The sequence below is a fragment of the Streptomyces subrutilus genome, from assembly GCF_008704535.1.
Taxonomy (GTDB): Bacteria; Actinomycetota; Actinomycetes; order Streptomycetales; family Streptomycetaceae; genus Streptomyces; species Streptomyces subrutilus.
Map to the genome: position 1 here is coordinate 797,103 of NZ_CP023701.1, position 16,787 is coordinate 813,889.

Annotated in this window: 8 protein-coding genes; 7 read left to right on the top strand and 1 reads right to left on the bottom strand. The window is 77.4% G+C overall.

What is annotated here, in order from left to right; all coding sequences use genetic code 11:
* Window positions 1-26: 26 nt before the first annotated feature.
* Window positions 27-476, top strand: a complete 450-nt coding sequence (locus CP968_RS03460; RefSeq protein WP_150516575.1) for an SRPBCC family protein — start codon at window positions 27-29, stop codon at window positions 474-476.
* A 63-nt stretch (window positions 477-539) separates the two neighbouring features.
* Here CP968_RS03460 and CP968_RS03465 read toward each other — a convergent pair whose 3' ends face one another.
* Window positions 540-851, bottom strand: coding sequence for a hypothetical protein (locus tag CP968_RS03465; RefSeq protein WP_150516576.1), 312 nt, complete (start codon window positions 849-851; stop codon window positions 540-542).
* 605 nt (window positions 852-1,456) lie between these two features.
* Between CP968_RS03465 and CP968_RS03470 the strand changes: the two genes are divergently transcribed.
* From CP968_RS03470 to CP968_RS03495, 6 genes are read left to right on the top strand one after another with little or no spacing between them, the layout of a single operon-like run.
* Window positions 1,457-8,617, top strand: coding sequence for a type I polyketide synthase (locus CP968_RS03470; protein ID WP_150516577.1), 7,161 nt, complete (start codon window positions 1,457-1,459; stop codon window positions 8,615-8,617).
* A complete protein-coding gene (locus tag CP968_RS03475; RefSeq protein ID WP_373303980.1) occupies window positions 8,614-13,311 on the top strand; it encodes a beta-ketoacyl synthase N-terminal-like domain-containing protein in 4,698 nt (1,565 codons plus the stop codon). The genes CP968_RS03470 and CP968_RS03475 overlap by 4 nt, the downstream gene beginning before the upstream one ends.
* The gene (locus CP968_RS03480; protein WP_150516578.1) at window positions 13,308-13,631 is read left to right on the top strand and encodes an acyl carrier protein; all 324 of its coding nucleotides are present in this window, start codon (window positions 13,308-13,310) and stop codon (window positions 13,629-13,631) included. The genes CP968_RS03475 and CP968_RS03480 overlap by 4 nt, the downstream gene beginning before the upstream one ends.
* Before the next feature lie 3 nt (window positions 13,632-13,634).
* Window positions 13,635-14,468, top strand: a complete 834-nt coding sequence (locus tag CP968_RS03485; RefSeq protein ID WP_150516579.1) for an alpha/beta fold hydrolase — start codon at window positions 13,635-13,637, stop codon at window positions 14,466-14,468.
* Window positions 14,465-15,676 (top strand): glycosyltransferase, encoded by a 1,212-nt coding sequence (locus tag CP968_RS03490; RefSeq protein ID WP_150516580.1) that lies wholly within the window; start codon window positions 14,465-14,467, stop codon window positions 15,674-15,676. The genes CP968_RS03485 and CP968_RS03490 overlap by 4 nt, the downstream gene beginning before the upstream one ends.
* On the top strand, window positions 15,673-16,773 hold the full coding sequence (locus CP968_RS03495; protein WP_189828804.1) for a class I SAM-dependent methyltransferase: 1,101 nt from the start codon (window positions 15,673-15,675) through the stop codon (window positions 16,771-16,773). Before CP968_RS03490 ends, CP968_RS03495 begins: the two co-directional genes overlap by 4 nt.
* Window positions 16,774-16,787: the final 14 nt, after the last annotated feature.

Genomic DNA, 16,787 nt, shown 5'->3' on the forward strand with positions numbered 1-16,787 from the left:
CGCTCCGCACGAGGAAGAGGATGTTCATGTCGCAGGTAGAAGAGTCCATCGAGGTCGACGTCCCCGTCCGCACGGCCTACAACCAGTGGACGCAGTTCGAGACGTTCCCCCGCTTCATGGACGGCGTCGAGAAGATCACTCAGGTCAGCGACACCCTGACCCACTGGGAGACCAGGGTCGCGGGCGTGGAACGCGCGTTCGACGCCGAGATCACCGAGCAGATCCCCGACGAGCGCGTCGCGTGGACCACCGTCGCGGGCGAGGCCAGGCAGGCCGGCGTCGTCACCTTCCACCACCTGGCCGACCACAGGACCAAGGTGATGCTCCAGCTCGACTACGACCCGGAGGGCTTCACCGAGAACGTCGGCGACAAGCTCGGCTTCGTCAAGCGCCGGATCACCGGAGACCTCAAGCGCTTCAAGGAGTACATCGAGTCCCGCGGCGCCGAGACCGGCTCCTGGCGCGGCGCGGTCTGACACCGCCCCCTCGGCCGTGCCCCCGCCGTCGACGGCGGGGGCACGGCCGCGCCGCGGGTCCGTTCAGGTGTCGAGCGCGTGCAGGCCCCGGGTCCAACGGGTGCGCCGCTCGTCGGCGCTCTGCTCCCACCACGGCACGCCGCGTTCGCCGAGCGCCACCTTCGCCGTCTGCACGCGGTCGCGGGCGGCGCGCTCGGCCCGGGAGTCCTCGTGGCGGCGGGCCGCGGCCACGGCGCGCCGGGCCGCCATCAGGTGGCCGCGCAAGCGCTCTCCGACGTCGGCCGGGACGGCCGGATCGGTAGCCCGCCAGCGACGCCCGTGGACGATGACGTGGTGCCCGTCGGCGGTGGTGTCCGGTCCGGGTTTCGAGGTCACGGCGGGCGCCTGCCCACGGCGCCGTCGCCCAATCCTGTGGCTCGGCCGGCATCGCGGACGACGCGGCGGGGGCCGGAACCGGCACCGGCCGCGCACGTTTCGGGCCGCCACCGCGGACAATCGGCCACCCCCGGCCGCAGCGCCCCCGCCCCGGCGGGGCCCCGGGCCCCGGTGAACGGATCGGTGCCCGGCTCGAAGCCGGGCGCGCGGCCGGACGCGCCCCCCGCTCCGCCCGCCTCGTCCTGCGGGCCGGCCGCGCCCGGGTGACCTGCGAACATCCGGAAGGCCAATAGTCCGGCGCCCGCGCTTTCGACTTTCCCCCGCAACCCGATGGCCATTGAATTCACGTCTTTCATTCTCCGTGACGTGTGACGCTGCGGAACTGTGCTTTTCGGAATGGTCCGGTCTAATGCGCGGGCCCGCCGCCGGACGACCCCGGCGGATCAGGGAGGGAGCGTTGACCCTTCAGTAACTTGCCGCTAGTTTCGCTACGTCCGTCGAACAGCTCGAATTCCTGTTCCGGGCCGGCGCGCCCCTCTGCCTTCCTGCTGCTTTCGTATGGCCTAAATCCCCCCTCAGGCAATGCATCGCACATTCGGAGAAATATGACATCGCCAGCGCACGTCCCGGACCTGGTCATCGGATTGACGCCGTTCGGCGAGCCCGACGCACGGCTCGCGGCCGCCGTCACGCGCGGCGGAGGGCTCGGGGTGCTGGACCTCGGGACCGGGGACCGCGCGGCCCGTGAGGCCTGGAGGGACCTGCGCCGGTGGGTGCCGGGCCGCCACGGGGTGCGCGTGGGGCCCCGGTGCCGATTACCCGTGGCCGAGCTCGACCACGGGGGCGGCCTCCCGCACACCGTGGTGCTCGCTGCCGGAGCCCCCTGGCGGCCGGCGGAGCTGCCGGCGGGCGTACGCGTCCTGGCCGAGGTGACCGGCGCGGACGAGGCCCGGACCGCGCTGGACGCCGGCGTCCACGGCCTCGTCGCCCGGGGCAGCGAGTGCGGCGGCCGGATCGGCGAGCTCGGCACGTTCGTCCTGCTCCAGCTGCTGCTGGACATCGCCGGCCCCGACGGCCCGCCCGTGTGGGCCTGCGGGGGCATGGCCCCGGACACGGCCGCCGCCGCCGTGGTCGGCGGAGCCGCGGGGGTGGTGCTCGACACCCAGCTCGCGCTCCTGGCCGAATCGGCGGTCCCGGCGGCCGTCGCCTCCGTCCTGCGCGGGATGGACGGCTCCGAGACCACCGTCCGCGACGGCCACCGGTTCCTGCACCGCCCCACCCCCGGCGCCGGGCCCGCGGACGGCTCCCCCGGCGGGCCGGAGCGGGTCACGGCCCTGCTCGGCGGACGGGATCCGGATGCGCAGCTGCTGCCCGTGGGCCAGGACGGCTTCCTCGCCGCCCGCTTCGCCGACCGCTTCGGCGACGCGGCGGGCGCCGTCCGCGCCGTCACCGACGCGGTGCGCGCCGCCGGGGCGGGGCAGGGCGCGGCGGAGCTCCTGCGTCCGGGGTCGCCCATGAGCCGCGCCCTGGGCACCCGGCTGCCCGTCGCGCAGGGACCCATGACCCGCGTCAGCGACGGCACGGACTTCGCCCGGGCGGTGGCCGGCGGCGGGGCCCTGCCCTTCCTGGCCCTGGCGCTCGCCGGCCGCGACCAGGCCCGCGCCCTGCTGGCCGAGGCGGCCACCGCGCTGGCCGGCCGCCCCTGGGGGGTGGGCGTGCTCGGTTTCGCCCCGGAGGAGACCCGTACCGCCCAGCTGGAGGCCGTACGCGCCCACCGGCCCAGCCACGTGATCATCGCCGGAGGACGGCCCTCGCAGGCGCGGGCCCTGGAGGACGACGGCATCAGGGCCTTCCTGCACGTGCCCTCGCCCGGTCTGCTGCGGCAGTACCTGGAGCAGGGGGCCCGGCGCTTCGTCTTCGAGGGCGCCGAATGCGGCGGCCACGTCGGCCCGCGCAACGGCTTCCCGCTCTGGGCGGCCCAACTGGGGGTGCTCGGCGACTGGGCGGACCAGCACGCGGACGGCGCGGCCGGGATCGAGGTGTTCCTCGCCGGCGGCATCCACGACGCCCGCTCCGCGGCCATGGTCGCCGCCCTCGCCGGCCCGCTCACCGCGCGCGGCGGCGCGGTGGGCGTCCTGATGGGCACCGCCTACCTGTTCACCGAGGAGGCCGTCGCGTGCGGCGCCGTACGGCCCCTCTTCCAGCGGCAGGTCCTCGCCGCCGAGCGGACCGCGCTGCTGCACACCGCCCCCGGCCACGCCACCCGCTGCGTGCCCAGCCCGTTCAGCGACGGGTTCCGCGAGCTGGAGGCCGGGCTGCGCGCCGAGGGCGTCCCGGGGCGCGAGATCTGGGAGCGGTTGGAGCGGCTCAACGTCGGCCGGCTGCGCATCGCCAGCAAGGGCGTCGAACGCACCGCGGCCGGAGTCCTCGCACCGGTGGACGAGGCCCGCCAGTACGCCGAGGGAATGTTCATGGCGGGCGAGGTGGCGGCCCTGCGCACGGCGACCACCACCGTCGCCGCCCTGCACGCGTCCGTCACCGACGAGGCCGCCGACTTCCTCGGCCGGCGCTGCGCGGACCTCCGCGGCCGTCTCGCGGCCGGTGACGGCCGCGAGAGGGCGCCCGGGCCCGCACCGGCTCCGCTGGACGTGGCGATCGTGGGCATGGCCTGCATGTTCCCGCAGGCGCCGGACCTGGCCGCCTTCTGGGCGCACGTGCTCGACGGGCACGACGCCGTCACCGAAGTGCCCCCGGAACGCTGGGACCCGGCCGTGCACTACTCCCCCGAACCGGGGGCGGCCAGCTCCTCCCGGTGGGGCGGCTTCCTGCCCCGGATCCCCTTCGACCCGCTGCGCTACGGCATCCCGCCGGCCTCGCTGGGCAGCATCGAGCCCGTCCAGCTCCTCGCCCTCGAAGCCTCCCGGCGCGCCCTGGAGGACGCCGGGTACGGGGAGGAGGGCCGGGCCTTCGACCGGACGCGGGCGGGCGTCGTCTTCGGCGCCGAGGCGGGCAGCGACCTCTCCAACGCCACCACCCTGCGGGCCGTCCTCCCCTCCTACTACGGGCACGTCCCGGCGGCGTTGGACGAGCAGTTGCCACGGCTCACCGAGGACACCTTTCCCGGCATGCTCGCCAACGTCGTCTCCGGGCGGGTGGCCAACCGCCTCGATCTGCGCGGCGCCAACTACACCGTCGACGCCGCCTGCGCGTCCTCCCTGGCCGCCGTCGACGTGGCCTGCAAGGAGCTGGTGCTCGGCACCAGCGACCTGATGCTGTGCGGGGGCGCCGACCTCCACAACGGCATAGCCGACTACGCCCTGTTCACCTCGGTGCACGCGCTCTCCCCCACCGGCCGCTCCCGGGCCTTCGACGACTCCGCCGACGGCATCGCCCTGGGGGAGGGCGTCGCGTGCGTGGTCCTCAAGCGCCTGGCGGACGCCGAGCGCGACGGCGACCGCGTGTACGGGGTCATCAAGGGGGTCGGCAGTTCCAGCGACGGCCGGTCCCTCGGACTGACCGCCCCGCGACCGGAGGGCCAGCGCGCCGCTCTGGAACGCGCCTACCGCAATGCCGGGGTCTCGCCCGCCCAGGTCGCCCTCGTCGAGGCCCACGGCACCGGCACCGTCGTGGGCGACCGCACCGAACTGCGCGTGCTCACCGACGTGTTCACGCGGGCGGGCGCGGTGAGCGGGGCGTGCGTGCTGGGGTCGGTGAAGTCGCAGATCGGGCACACCAAGTGCGCCGCGGGCCTGGCCGGGCTCATCAAGACCGCGCTCGCCCTGCACACCGGTGTCCGGCCGCCGACGCTGCACCTGGAGCGGCCGGTCTCGGCCTGGAAGGAGGACGAGAGCCCGTTCGTCTTCCACCGGGAGGCGCTGCCGTGGCCCGGCGCGCCCGAGCGGCGGCTCGCGGGCGTGAGCGCCTTCGGCTTCGGCGGCACCAACTTCCACGTCGTCCTCGCCGCGCACGGCGGCGACGCGCCGCCGCCGGTCCACGCCCGGGACCTCTGGCCGGCGGAGCTGTTCGCCTTCCGGGGCACCGGGCCCGCGGCGGCCCGCCGCGCGGCGGCCGACCTGCTCGACCTGGCCGCCGCGGCCGAGGCGGGGACCGTTCCGTGGCGGCTGCGCGACCTGGCCGCCACGGCCTCGCACCGTGCGGGCCGGGCCCGGGGGCGCGTGCAGGCCTCCTTCGTCGCGCACGACACGGCCGAGCTGTGCCTGCGGCTGCGTCACACGCTCGACGCCCTCGACGGCCTCGACGGCCTCGACGCATCCGGGACGGACGGGGCGGACGGGGCGGACGGGTCGGCGCGCGCCGACCGCGCGGACCGTGCGAGCCGGGCGGGCGGTCCGCCGTACGGCGTGCACCTCGCTCCCGCGCCGGACGAGGCCGCCGACGCCGGGCTCACCGCGTTCCTGTTCCCGGGGCAGGGCAGCCAGCGCCCGGGGATGTCGGCGCACCTGTTCACCGCCTTCCCGGAACTGGGCCGCCTGCTGGGGACCGACGGCGGGGCCCGGGTTCCCGGCGCCCTCTACCCGCCCGCCGCGTTCGACGACGCGGCGCGGGAGCGCGCCCGGCAGGCCCTGACCGACACCCGTGCCGCCCAGCCGGCCCTGGGGATCGTCGAACTCGCCGCGTACGACCTGCTGACCCGCGCCGGCGTCCGCCCCGACCTGGCCGCCGGCCACAGCTACGGCGAGCTCGTCGCCCTGTGCGCGGCGGGCGTCCTCGACCCCGGTGCCCTGCCCGGCCTCAGTGCCGAACGCGCGGCGGCCGTCCTCGGCGCGGCGGGCGACGACCCCGGCGCCATGGCCGCCGTCGCCGCCACCCCCGAGGAGATCGAGCGGGCGCTCGGCGGACAGTTGCCGCCGGGCCTGGTCATCGCCAACCACAACGCCCCCCGGCAGAGCGTCCTCTCCGGTCCGACGGCCGCGGTCGAAGCGGCGCTGCCGCCGCTGCGCGAGGCCGGCCACGGCGCGAAGCGGCTGCCGGTCGCCTGTGCCTTCCACAGCCCGCTGCTCGCCGCCGCCGGCCCCGCCTTCCGGCGGGTCCTGGAGCGGCAGCCGCTGCGCGCACCGGAGTTCCCGGTCTGGGCCAATCGCACCGCCCTCCCCTACGGGACCGGTCCCGACGCCGTGCGCGACGAACTCGCGGCACAGATCGGCGCGCCGGTGCGCTTCGCGGCGCAGATCGAGGCGATGTACGAGGCCGGGGCGCGCACCTTCGTCGAGGTGGGGCCCGGCCGCGTCCTGACCCGGCTCGTCGCCGACATCTTGAGCGGGCGCCCGCACCGCGTCGTCGCCTGCGAGCCGCGGGCGGACAGCGGCCTGCCGGGCCTCCTGGACGCGCTGGCCCGGCTCGCCGCGGCCGGGCTGCCGGTGGTGACGGACTGGATGTTCCGGGGCCGGGACGCCGTCGACACCGACCGGACACCCGCACCGCGCCGCCCCGGCTGGACGGTGGACGGACACCTCGTCCGCACCGCCTCCGGCGAGCCGCTCCCCGGCGCCCTCGCGCCGGCCCGACGAGTCGTGGAGACCCCTGTGACAACGGATCCCGGTCAGACGCCGACCGGCGGTGCGACCGACGCCCTCATCGCCGAGTTCCTGCGCACCAGCCGGGACATGGTCGCCGCGCAACGCGACGTCCTGCTCGCCTACTTCGGCGCCGCCCCGGAGCCGAGATCCCTCCCGGGGCACCCGCGGCCGCTCCGGGGACCGGACCCGTTGCCGCAGCTCCCGGCCGCGTCCCCGGCGTACGGCACGCCTGCCGCGCCGGACGCACCTGCCGCTCCCGCACCGGCGCACGGCCCCGAGCCGGTGGCCGCGGCCGGGTCCGACGGGGCCGGGGCGCTCACCGAGGAGGGGGTGCTGCGCGCGGTCCTGGAGCTCATCAGCGAGCGCACCGGCTATCCCCTGGACATGGTGGAGCCCGATCTCGACCTGGAGGCCGACCTCAGCGTCGACTCCATCAAGCGCGCCGAGATCGCCGGGGAACTGGCCCGGCGCCTGGGCGCCCCGGACGGCTCGGCCCCGGCCGTCCTGGACGACGCGGAGCTGGAGGAACTCACCCGCGCCCGGACCGCTTCGGCGATCGCGCGCTGGCTGACGACCCGCGCCGCTCCCCCGGCCGACCCCGCCGGCACCGAATCGCCCGAACCCGACTCCGAACCCGAATCACCCGAAGCCGAATCACCCGGACCCGTGCCCGCAACCGTGGCCCTGTCCGCATCCGCATCCGCATCCGCAGCGAGTGGCGCTCCGGACGCGGGCCCGCTCGTCGCCGCGCCCCGGCGCTTGCGGATGCTGCCGGTGCCGCTGCCCGAACCGGACCCGGTGCCCGCACCGGCAGGGCTCGCCGGTACGCGGTACGCCCTGCTCGGCGACGGCGGCGGCGCCTTCCGCGGCGTCGCGGCGGAGCTGGCGGCCCGGCTGGGGCGCCTCGGCGCCGAAGCGGTCGTCCTCGGGGCCGACCACGCGCCGGGTGAGGCGGACGGCCCCGTGGACGGCGTCGTCGTCCTCGCCGCGCTCGGCGAGGGCGGCAAGCCGTTCCTGCCGGCCGGCTTCACGGTCGTACGGGACGCCCTGCGGCGCGGCCCCCGGCGGCTGGTCCTGGCCCGCGCGGCGACCGGGCTCCGGGCCGCCGGGGTGGACGGACTGGTACGGACCGCCGCCCGCGAGTACCCGGCCGTGAGCGTGCGCTGCGTCGGGCTCGACCTGGGCGCGGCGGCGTCGCCCGCCGACGCCGCGGCCGCGCTGCTGGCCGAACTCCTGGCGGACGGCGCCCCGCCCGTCGTCCTGCGCACCCCCGCCGGGCGGTTCGCTCCCGAGCTGACCGCGGCGCCGCTCGGCGCGCTCGGCAGCACGGGAGCGGGACCCGCGGGCGAGGGCGCCGCCGAGGCGGCCGCGCTGGGCCTGGACCGGGACGGCGTCGTGGTCGTCGTCGGGGGGGCCCGCGGGATCACCGCGCGCTGTGCGGCCGCCCTCGCGGCCGCCTCCCGGTGCCGCATCGAACTCCTCGGCCGCACCCCGGCGCCCACCGGCCCCGAGAGCCCGGAGACCGCCGGCGCCCCCGACCGGGCCGCGCTGCGGGCCGTGCTCGCGGGCACCGGCCGCTACGGCACCCCCGCCGAGGTCGAGCGCGCCGCCGACCTGGTCCTGGGCCGGCGCGAAATCACCGCCACGCTGGACGCGCTGCGCGCGGCGGGCAGCCGGGCCGGCTACCGCAGCGTGGACTGCCGGGACGCGTCCGCCGTGCTGCAGGCGGTCAAGGAGATCCACTCCGAGCACGGCCGTCTCGACGGGGTGGTCCACGCCGCCGGGATCATCGAGGACCGGCTGATGGAGGAGAAGACCGCCGCGTCGTTCGGGCAGGTCTACGGCACCAAGACCGAGGGGGCGGCGGCCCTGCTGTCCGCCGTGGAGCAACTGCCCGAGCTCCCCTCCTTCATCGTGCTGTTCGGCAGCATCGCGGCCGTCCTCGGCAACCGCGGCCAGGCCGACTACGCGGCGGCCAACGACGCCCTGGAAGCCCTCGGCTCCGCGTGGGCCGCACGGACCGGGCGGCGCGCGCTGACCGTCCACTGGGGTCCGTGGGCGCCGTCGGAGGGCCACACCGGGATGGTCGGCCCCGAGCTGGCCCGCCACTACGCACGGCGCGGGGTCACGCTCATCGATCCCGAGGAGGGCGCCCTGGCGCTGCTGCGGGAGCTGGCCTGGGGCGACGAGACGCTCCGCGCGGTCGTCCACACCGCCTCGGAGTGGTGACCGTGCCCCTGCCCGCCCCCGGGGCCGCCGCCCATGCCCCCGTCGCCATCACCGGCATGGCCGTACTGCTGCCCGGCGCCCCCGACCTGGCGACGTACTGGCACAACCTCGCCGCCGGCGTCGACGTGATCCAGGAGGTGCCCGCGGGCCGGTGGGACCGCGACTACTACCACCCGGGCACCGCCTCGGAGCCGGCCGCGGCCGACCGGGTGTACTGCCGGCGCGGCGGCTTCGTCGACGCCATCGCGGAGGTCGACGTCACCCGGTTCGGGATCATGCCGCACTCGGTGCCCGGTACCGAGCCGGACCAGCTGATCGCCCTGCACGTCGCCGCGAGCGCCCTCGCGGACGCGGGCGGACCGGAGCGGCTGCCCGACCGCGACCGGGTCGGGATCGTGCTCGGGCGCGGCGGCTACCTCACCCCGGGACTGGTCCGGCTCGACCAGCGCGTCCGCACGGCGCACCAGCTCGTCCGCACGCTCCGCGACCTCGTCCCCGGCCTGGACGCGGAGCAACTGGAGCGGGTGAGGGCGGCGTTCACCGACCGGCTGGGACCCGGCCGGCCGGAGGACGCCATCGGCCTGGTGCCCAACCTCGCCGCGTCCCGGGTCGCCAACCGCCTCGACCTGCGCGGCCCGGCCTACACTGTCGACGCCGCGTGCGCCTCGTCGCTGCTCGCCGTGGACCAGGCGGTGGCCGCGCTCACCTCGGGCCGCTGCGACGTGATGCTGGCCGGAGGGGTCCACCACTGCCACGACATCACGCTGTGGAGCGTCTTCTCGCAGTTGCGGGCGCTCTCCCCCAGCGAGCGCATCCGGCCCTTCCACCGGGGCGCCGACGGCATCCTGATCGGCGAGGGCACCGGTGTGGTGGTCCTCAAGCGCCTCGCCGACGCCGAGCGCGACGGCGACCGCGTCTACGCCGTGATCCGGGGCACCGGGGTCGGCAGCGACGGCCGGGCCTCGGGGCTGGTCAACCCGGACCCCGCCGGGCAGGCCCGCGCGGTCCGGGCGGCCTGGCGGGCCGCGGGCCTCGATCCCGCCGAGCCGGGCTCCGTCGGACTGCTGGAGGCCCACGGCACCGCCACCCCGGCCGGTGACGCCGCCGAACTGGCCACGCTGCGCGAGGTGTTCGGTCCGCCGACGGCCGGGGCCGGGCCGCTGGACCGGCCGGTGATCGGGTCGGTGAAGTCGATGATCGGGCACGCGATGCCGGCGGCGGGTGTCGCGGGGCTGATCAAGGCCGCGCTCGCCGTCCACCACGGCACGCTGCTGCCCACCCTGCACTGCGAGGACCCGCACCCGGCGCTCGCCGCCACCCGCTTCCGCCCGCTCGCCGGGGCGGCCCCGTGGGTGAGCGGGCCCGGGCAGCCGCGCCGGGCCGCCGTGAACGCGTTCGGCTTCGGCGGCATCAACGCGCACGTCGTCCTCGAACAGGCCCCCGACCGCGGCGTCCCCGCCCCCGCGCCGGCTCCCCCGGCCGCCCGCCGGGCCGCGGTCGTCACGGAGGCCGAGCGGGTGCTGCTCCTCGCCGCGGCGACGCCCGAAGCGCTCGGCGCCCTGCTCGACACGGCCGCCCCGAACGCCGCCGCCCCGGACGCCGGTCCGGCCGCCACCCCGGCCGGGCCCGTGCGTCTGGGCGTCGTCGGCCCCACGCCCAAGCGGCTCGCGCTGGCCCGGCGCGTCATCGCCAAGGGAGAGGCCTGGCACGGGCGCAACGACGTCTGGTTCAGCCCCCGCCCCCTCCTCGACGCCGCGGGCGGGGGCCAGACCGCGTTCCTCTTCCCCGGCCTGGAGGGCGAGTTCGCGCCCCGGGTCGACGACGTCGCCGACCACTTCGGGCTGCCCCGGCCCGCGCTCGCGGCGCCGGACGGCGACGGCCGGGAGCAGGGGCCCGGCGGCGGCCTCGGCCGGCACGGGCTCGGTGTCGTCGCCGTCGGACGGCTGCTGGACGCGGCCCTGCGCCGCATCGGCGTCGTCCCCGACGCGGTCGCCGGGCACAGCGTCGGCGAATGGACCGCGATGGCCGCGGGCGGGCTGTACGAGGAGGCGGCCGTCGACGCCCTCATGGGCGCCCTCGACCCCGCGACGGTCCGCGGCGCCGACCTCGCGTACGCCGCCGTCGGCGCCCACGCGGAGCGGGTCACCCGCTTCCTGACCGACGGCGGCCACCCGTCGGTCGTCCTGTCCCACGACAACGCGCCGAACCAGTCGATGGTCTGCGGGCCGCCCGAGGCGGTGGAGGCGTTCTCGGCGGCGCTGCGCGCCGAGGGGGTCCTGGTACGGGTCCTGCCGTTCCGGTCCGGTTTCCACACCCCGATGCTCGGACCGTACCTCGGGCCCTTCGAGGAGGCCGCCGACCGGATGCGGCTGCGCGCCCCGCACGTCCCCGTCTGGTCGGGGACCACGGCGGCGCCGTTCCCCGCGTCGGAGGCCGCCGTCCGCGCCCTGTTCGTGCGCCACCTCCTCGAACCGGTCCGCTTCCGTGCCCTGACCGAGGCCCTCCACGACGCCGGTTTCCGCGCCTTCGTCCAGGTCGGGCCGGGGCAGCTCGGTTCCCTGGTCGGTGACACGCTGGCCGGGCGCGACCACCTGGTCGTCGCGGCCAACTCCCCGCACCGCGGCGGCCTGGCGCAGCTCCGGCGGGTGGCCACCGCGCTGTGGACGGCCGGGTCGCGCACCGACCCGTCCGTCCTGGACGCACCCGCACCCGGACCCGCACCCCTCCGTCCTCCCGTCCCCGCCTCCGCCTCCGCCCGGGCCCCCGCGTCCGCCCCGCAGCGCGTGCGCCTGGACCTGGGCGGCGCACTGGTCGACCTGCCGGCCGGCGCGGCCGCCCTGGCCGGGCCGCCGCGCGATCCGGCCGCCGCGCTCGCGCCGGCCGCGGCGACCTCCCCGGTGGCGGCCGAACTGGCGGCCCTGCTGCGCGAGACCGCGCAGACGGCCGCGACCCTGATCGCCGCGGCCGGCGCACCCCGGCCGTCCGCCACGGTGCGCGGCCCGGTCCCGCCGGTCCCGCCGACCCCGCCGGAGGCTCCGCGCGCCGACTCCTCCGCCCCCGTCGCCGGCCGGCAGGAGACCGTACGGGTCGGGGTGGACCGGATGCCGTACCTGCTCGACCACTGCTTCTTCCCCCAGCGCGCCGACTGGCCCGACGTCGCCGACCGGTGGCCGGTGGTGCCGGCCACCACCATCGTGGCGCACCTGATGGCGGCGGCCGAGCGGGCCGTACCCGGGAGCGTGGCCGTGGCCGTGCACGACGCCTGCTTCGACCGGTGGCTCACGGCCGCCGAGCCGGTGGACGTACGCGTCACCGTGGCGCCGCGGGGGCCGGACCGGGTCGCCGTGTCCTTCGGCCCCGACGCCCGCGCGGTGGTGGAACTGGCCGACCGCCACCCGCAGCCGCCCCCCGCGCCGGAGCCCGCCGACCCCGCCTCCGAGCGCGTGCCCGCCCACACCGCCGAACAGGTCTACCGCGAGCGGTGGATGTTCCACGGCCCCGCCTACCGGGGCATGGCCCGGCTGGCGGCGATCGGCGACCGGCACGTCCGCGCCACGCTGACCACCCCGCCCGCGCCGGGCGCCCTGCTGGACAACGTGGGGCAGGTGCTCGGCTACTGGATCATGGCGACGCACACCGAGCGCACCGTGGTCTTCCCCGTGCGGATGCGGCACCTGCACTTCTTCGCCCCGCATCCCGGGCCCGGCACACCGGTGGAGTGCCTGGTCCGGATCACTTCGCTCACGGACACGGTGCTCGAAGCGGACGCCGTGCTCAGCGTCGCGGGCCGGGTGTGGGCGCGGTTGACCGGCTGGCAGGACCGGCGCTTCGACAACGATCCCCACACCCGGCCCGTCGAGCGCTTCCCGGAGCGCAACACGCTCTCCGCGCCGCGCCCCGGCGGCTGGTCGCTGGTCTACGAGCGCTGGCCGGACCTGGCCTCGCGGGAGCTGATCATGCGCAACGCGCTGGGCGGCGCCGAGCGCGCCGCGTACGCCGACCGGCCGCCGCGGGGGCGCCGGCAGTGGCTGCTCGGCCGGATCGCGGCCAAGGACGCCGTCCGCCGTCTGCTGTGGGAGTCCGGGGAAGGGCCGCTCTACCCGGCCGAGTTGGCCGTCGGCAACGACGCGTCGGGCCGGCCGTACGTCACCGGGCGCCACGGCCGCGAGCTCCCGCCGCTGGAGGTGTCGGTCGCCCACCGCGCCGAGGCCGGCGTCGCCATCGCCCGACCGCGGCCGCCGGGCGGCGGCGCGGGCGGGCCGGGCATCGACATCGAGGAGATCGCCGAACCTGCCGGGGCGACGGTGGACACGGCGCTCTCGACGGCCGAACGCGAGCTGCTGACGGCCCGGCAGGACGCCACCGGCGAGCCCCGGGCGCTGTGGTTCACCCGTTTCTGGGCGGCGAAGGAGGCCGTGGCCAAGGCCGAGGGCACCGGTTTCGGAGGCCGGCCCCGCGACTTCGAGGTGACCGGTGCGCGGCCGGACCTGCTCACCGTGGCCGTGCGCGGGCCGGGCGCGCGCGGCGGCCCGCAGAGCGCCGCCCGTGCCGCCCGTACGTACCGGGTGCACTGCGAGCGCGTCGCCAATCCGCCCGGGCTGCCGCCGCGCGCGTACGTCGTGGCCTGGACCACCGGCCCGGACCCGGAACAGCCGGGGGCGGGCACCACCCGTGACGAGAGGGACCAGACGTGACCACCACCCGGCCCACCGGATCCGTGCGCGCCGACGAGGCGGCGGTCCTCGCCGACCTGGCCGCCATGATCGAGCAGATCCTCGGGGAGTACGGACTCGACGGCACCGAGATCACGATGGACACCCGCTTCGGCCGCGACCTCGAACTGGAGAGCATCGACCTGGTCACGCTCGCGGGCCTGCTGGAGGAGCGCTACGGCCGCCTGGTCAACTTCGCCGAGTTCGTGGCCTCCATGGAGCTGGAGGAGATCATCGAACTCAGCGCGGGCCGGCTGGTCGAGCACGTCTGCCTGTGCCTCAAGGCCGCGGGACGGGTCTGAGCCATGGCGATCGTCGACACCGGCGGCGTCCGGCTGCACGTCCAGCGCCTGGCCCCCCGGCCCGCCGCCCCCGGAGCGGCCGCGGGCGCCACCGTCGTCCTGCTGCACGGCCTGCTCACCGACAGCCTGGCCAGCTACTACTTCACCGTCGCACCGGCCTTCGCGGCCGCCGGCCTGGACGTGGTCATGTACGACCACCGGGGCCACGGCCGCAGTGGCCGGCCGGACCGCGGCTACACGCTCGGGGCGTTCGTCGACGACCTGGACGCCCTCCTGGACCGGCTCGACGTGCGGATGCCCGTGCACCTGGTGGGCAACTCCTACGGCGGGACGGTCGCCTTCGGCCACGCGCTGCGCCGGCCGGAGCGGGTGGCCAGCATGGTGGTGATCGAGTCGGAACCGGCCACCCCGGCCTGGGCGGCGAAGCTCGCCGGGCTGCTGGAGCGGGTCCGCCACGAGATGAGCGTGAACGAGAGCGCCGCCCTCGACTGGATCGCCGCCCATCACGGCGGCCACACCGCGCGGCTGGCGAAGTCGGCCGGGCGCCTCGTCCGCGACACCACCCTCGCCCGGGACATCCCGGCGAGCGCGGTGCTCGGCGACGACGACATCCGCGCGGTCCACTGCCCGGTCCTCGCCCTGTACGGCGCCGACTCCGACCTGGCCGCGCAGGCACCCCGGATGCGGTCGCTGCTGCCGCACTGCGCGACCGAACTGCTGCCCGGCCACCGGCACTCGGTCCTGGTGGAGGCGCCCGGCCGGGTGCGCGATCTCGTACTGGACTGGGTCGGCCGGCACTCCCGGCCGGCCGCCGCCCTGCGGGGGCGTGCCCGGTGAGCCGCTTCCTGTTCGTGGTGCCGCCGCTGGTCGGCCACGTCAACCCGGCCGTCGGGGTCGCGGCCCGACTCGCCTCCCGGGGCCACCGGGTGGCCTGGGTGGGCGATCCCGCGCTCGTACGCCGCCTCGCCGGGCCGGACGCGGCCGTCCATCCGTCGCCGCCGGGGGCAGGGGCGGGCGCCGCCGCGGGGCCGGGCACCGCCCGGCCCCCGGACGTACGCGGGCCGGAGGCGCTGCGCTTCCTGTGGGAGAGCTTCCTCGTCCCGCTCGCCGAGGCGATGGCCCCCGACGTGCGGCGGGCGGTCGACGCCTTCCGGGCGGACGTGGTCGTCGCCGACCAGCAGGCGCTGGCCGGCGCCCTCGTCGCGGAGGACCTCGGGCTGCCCTGGGCCACCTCGGCGACGACCTCGGCCGAGTTCACCGACGTGCTGGCCGCCATGCCCCGGGTCGCCGCGTGGAACGAGGCGCTGCTGCGCGGTCTGCGCGCCCGGATCGGCGATCCGGCGGGGCGCGGCGACCCCCGCTTCTCCCCGCACCTCGTGCTCGCCTTCACCACGCCTGAGCTGGCGGGTCCGGCGGCGCGGGGCGGCGACCGGGTGCGATGGGTCGGCCCGTCCCTCACCGCCCGCCCCTCGTCCGTCGCCTTCCCGTGGGAGCGGCTCGATCCCGGGCGCTCGCTGGTCCTGGTCACCCTGGGCACCGCCAACACCGACGTGGGGGCGCACTTCCTCGCCCGGGCGGCGCAGGCGTTGCGGGCCCGGGCCGACCGGGTACAGGCCGTCGTCGTCGACCCGGAGGGCACGCTGGGCGGCGCTCCCGGTCCCGGTGGCGGGGACCCGGACGTCATCGCGCTGCCGGCGGTTCCCCAGCTGGAGCTGCTCGCGCGCGCCGACGCCGTCGTCTGTCACGCGGGGCACAACACCGTGTGCGAGGCGCTGTGGCACGGGGTTCCGCTGGTGGTCGCGCCCATCCGCGACGACCAGCCGGTGATCGCCGCGCAGGTGGCCGACGCCGGGGCGGGCGTGCGCGTCCGCTTCGGCCGGGCCGGAGCCGACGCGATCGGCGCGGCCGTCGACACGGTCCTGTACGCACCGCAGCCGCGGGCCGCGGCCCGTACGATCGCGCGGGCCTTCCGCCGGGCCGGGGGCGCCCCGGCCGCCGCGCGGCACCTGGAACGTCTGGCCGAGGGTGGGAAGGACGAGGCATGAGCTCGACATCGCGCGAGGCCCGTACGCTCCGGGTGGCCGCGCTGCGCGCCGCCTACCGGGCGGAGTTGGCCGACGGAACCGACGCCTTCTTCGCGCCGCGCAGCCGTCTGTGCCCCTGGTGCGGCTCGGACCGCATCGCCGGGCACCTGCGCACCACGGACCTGTTCCAGCACAAGCCCGGCACCTTCGTCCTCGACCGCTGCCACGACTGCGGGCACCTCTTCCAGAACCCGCGGCTGAACGAGCGCGGGCTCGCGTTCTACTACCGCGACTTCTACGACGGCCTGGGCGAGGAGCGGCTCGGCGGCGTGTTCGGGGGCCGCACCGCGGCCTACCGCTCCCGGGCCCGGTCGGTGCGGCCGCACCTCGGCGGAGCGGCCGAGTGGCTGGACGTCGGCACCGGCCACGGCCACTTCTGCGAGGGCGCCCGCGCCGTGCTCCCGGCGGTGGCCTTCGACGGGCTCGACCGCTCGGACGGCGCGGAGCTCGCCGAGCGGGCCGGCCGGGTGCGCCGGGGCCACCGGGGCTCGTTCCCCGACCTGGCCGCGCGGCTGCCCGGCTCGTACGACGTGGTGAGCATGTTCCACTACCTGGAGCACTGCGCCGACCCGCTGCGCGAGGTGGAGGCCGCGCGGGCCGTACTGCGGCCGGGCGGGCTGCTGGTGATCGACGTACCGGATCCCGAGAGCCGGTTCGCGCGGCTGCTGGGCCGCTGGTGGCTGCCCTGGCTCCAGCCGCAGCACCTGCACCTGGCGCCGGCGGGCAATCTGCGCCGACGGCTCACCGCGGCCGGGTTCACCGTCCTGGCCGAGGAGCACGCCGAGGCGCACGACCCGGTCGACCTGCTGGCCGCGGCGTGGGTCGCGCTGGACGCGCTGGCCCCGCCCGAGGACCTGCCCTGGCTGGCCGCGCCGCCCGGGGCCGGGCGCGGGGCGCTGCGCGGCGCCGTCCTGCTCGCCGGGGTGCCGCTGCTGCTGGTGGCCGCCGCACTGGACCGGCTGCTCGCGGGGCCGCTCGCCGGCCGGCTGCGGCTCACGAACGCCTACCGTCTGATCGCCCGCCGCGAGCCGGACGGAGCCCCGCGTCCGCCCGGCTGACGGGCCGAGGCCGC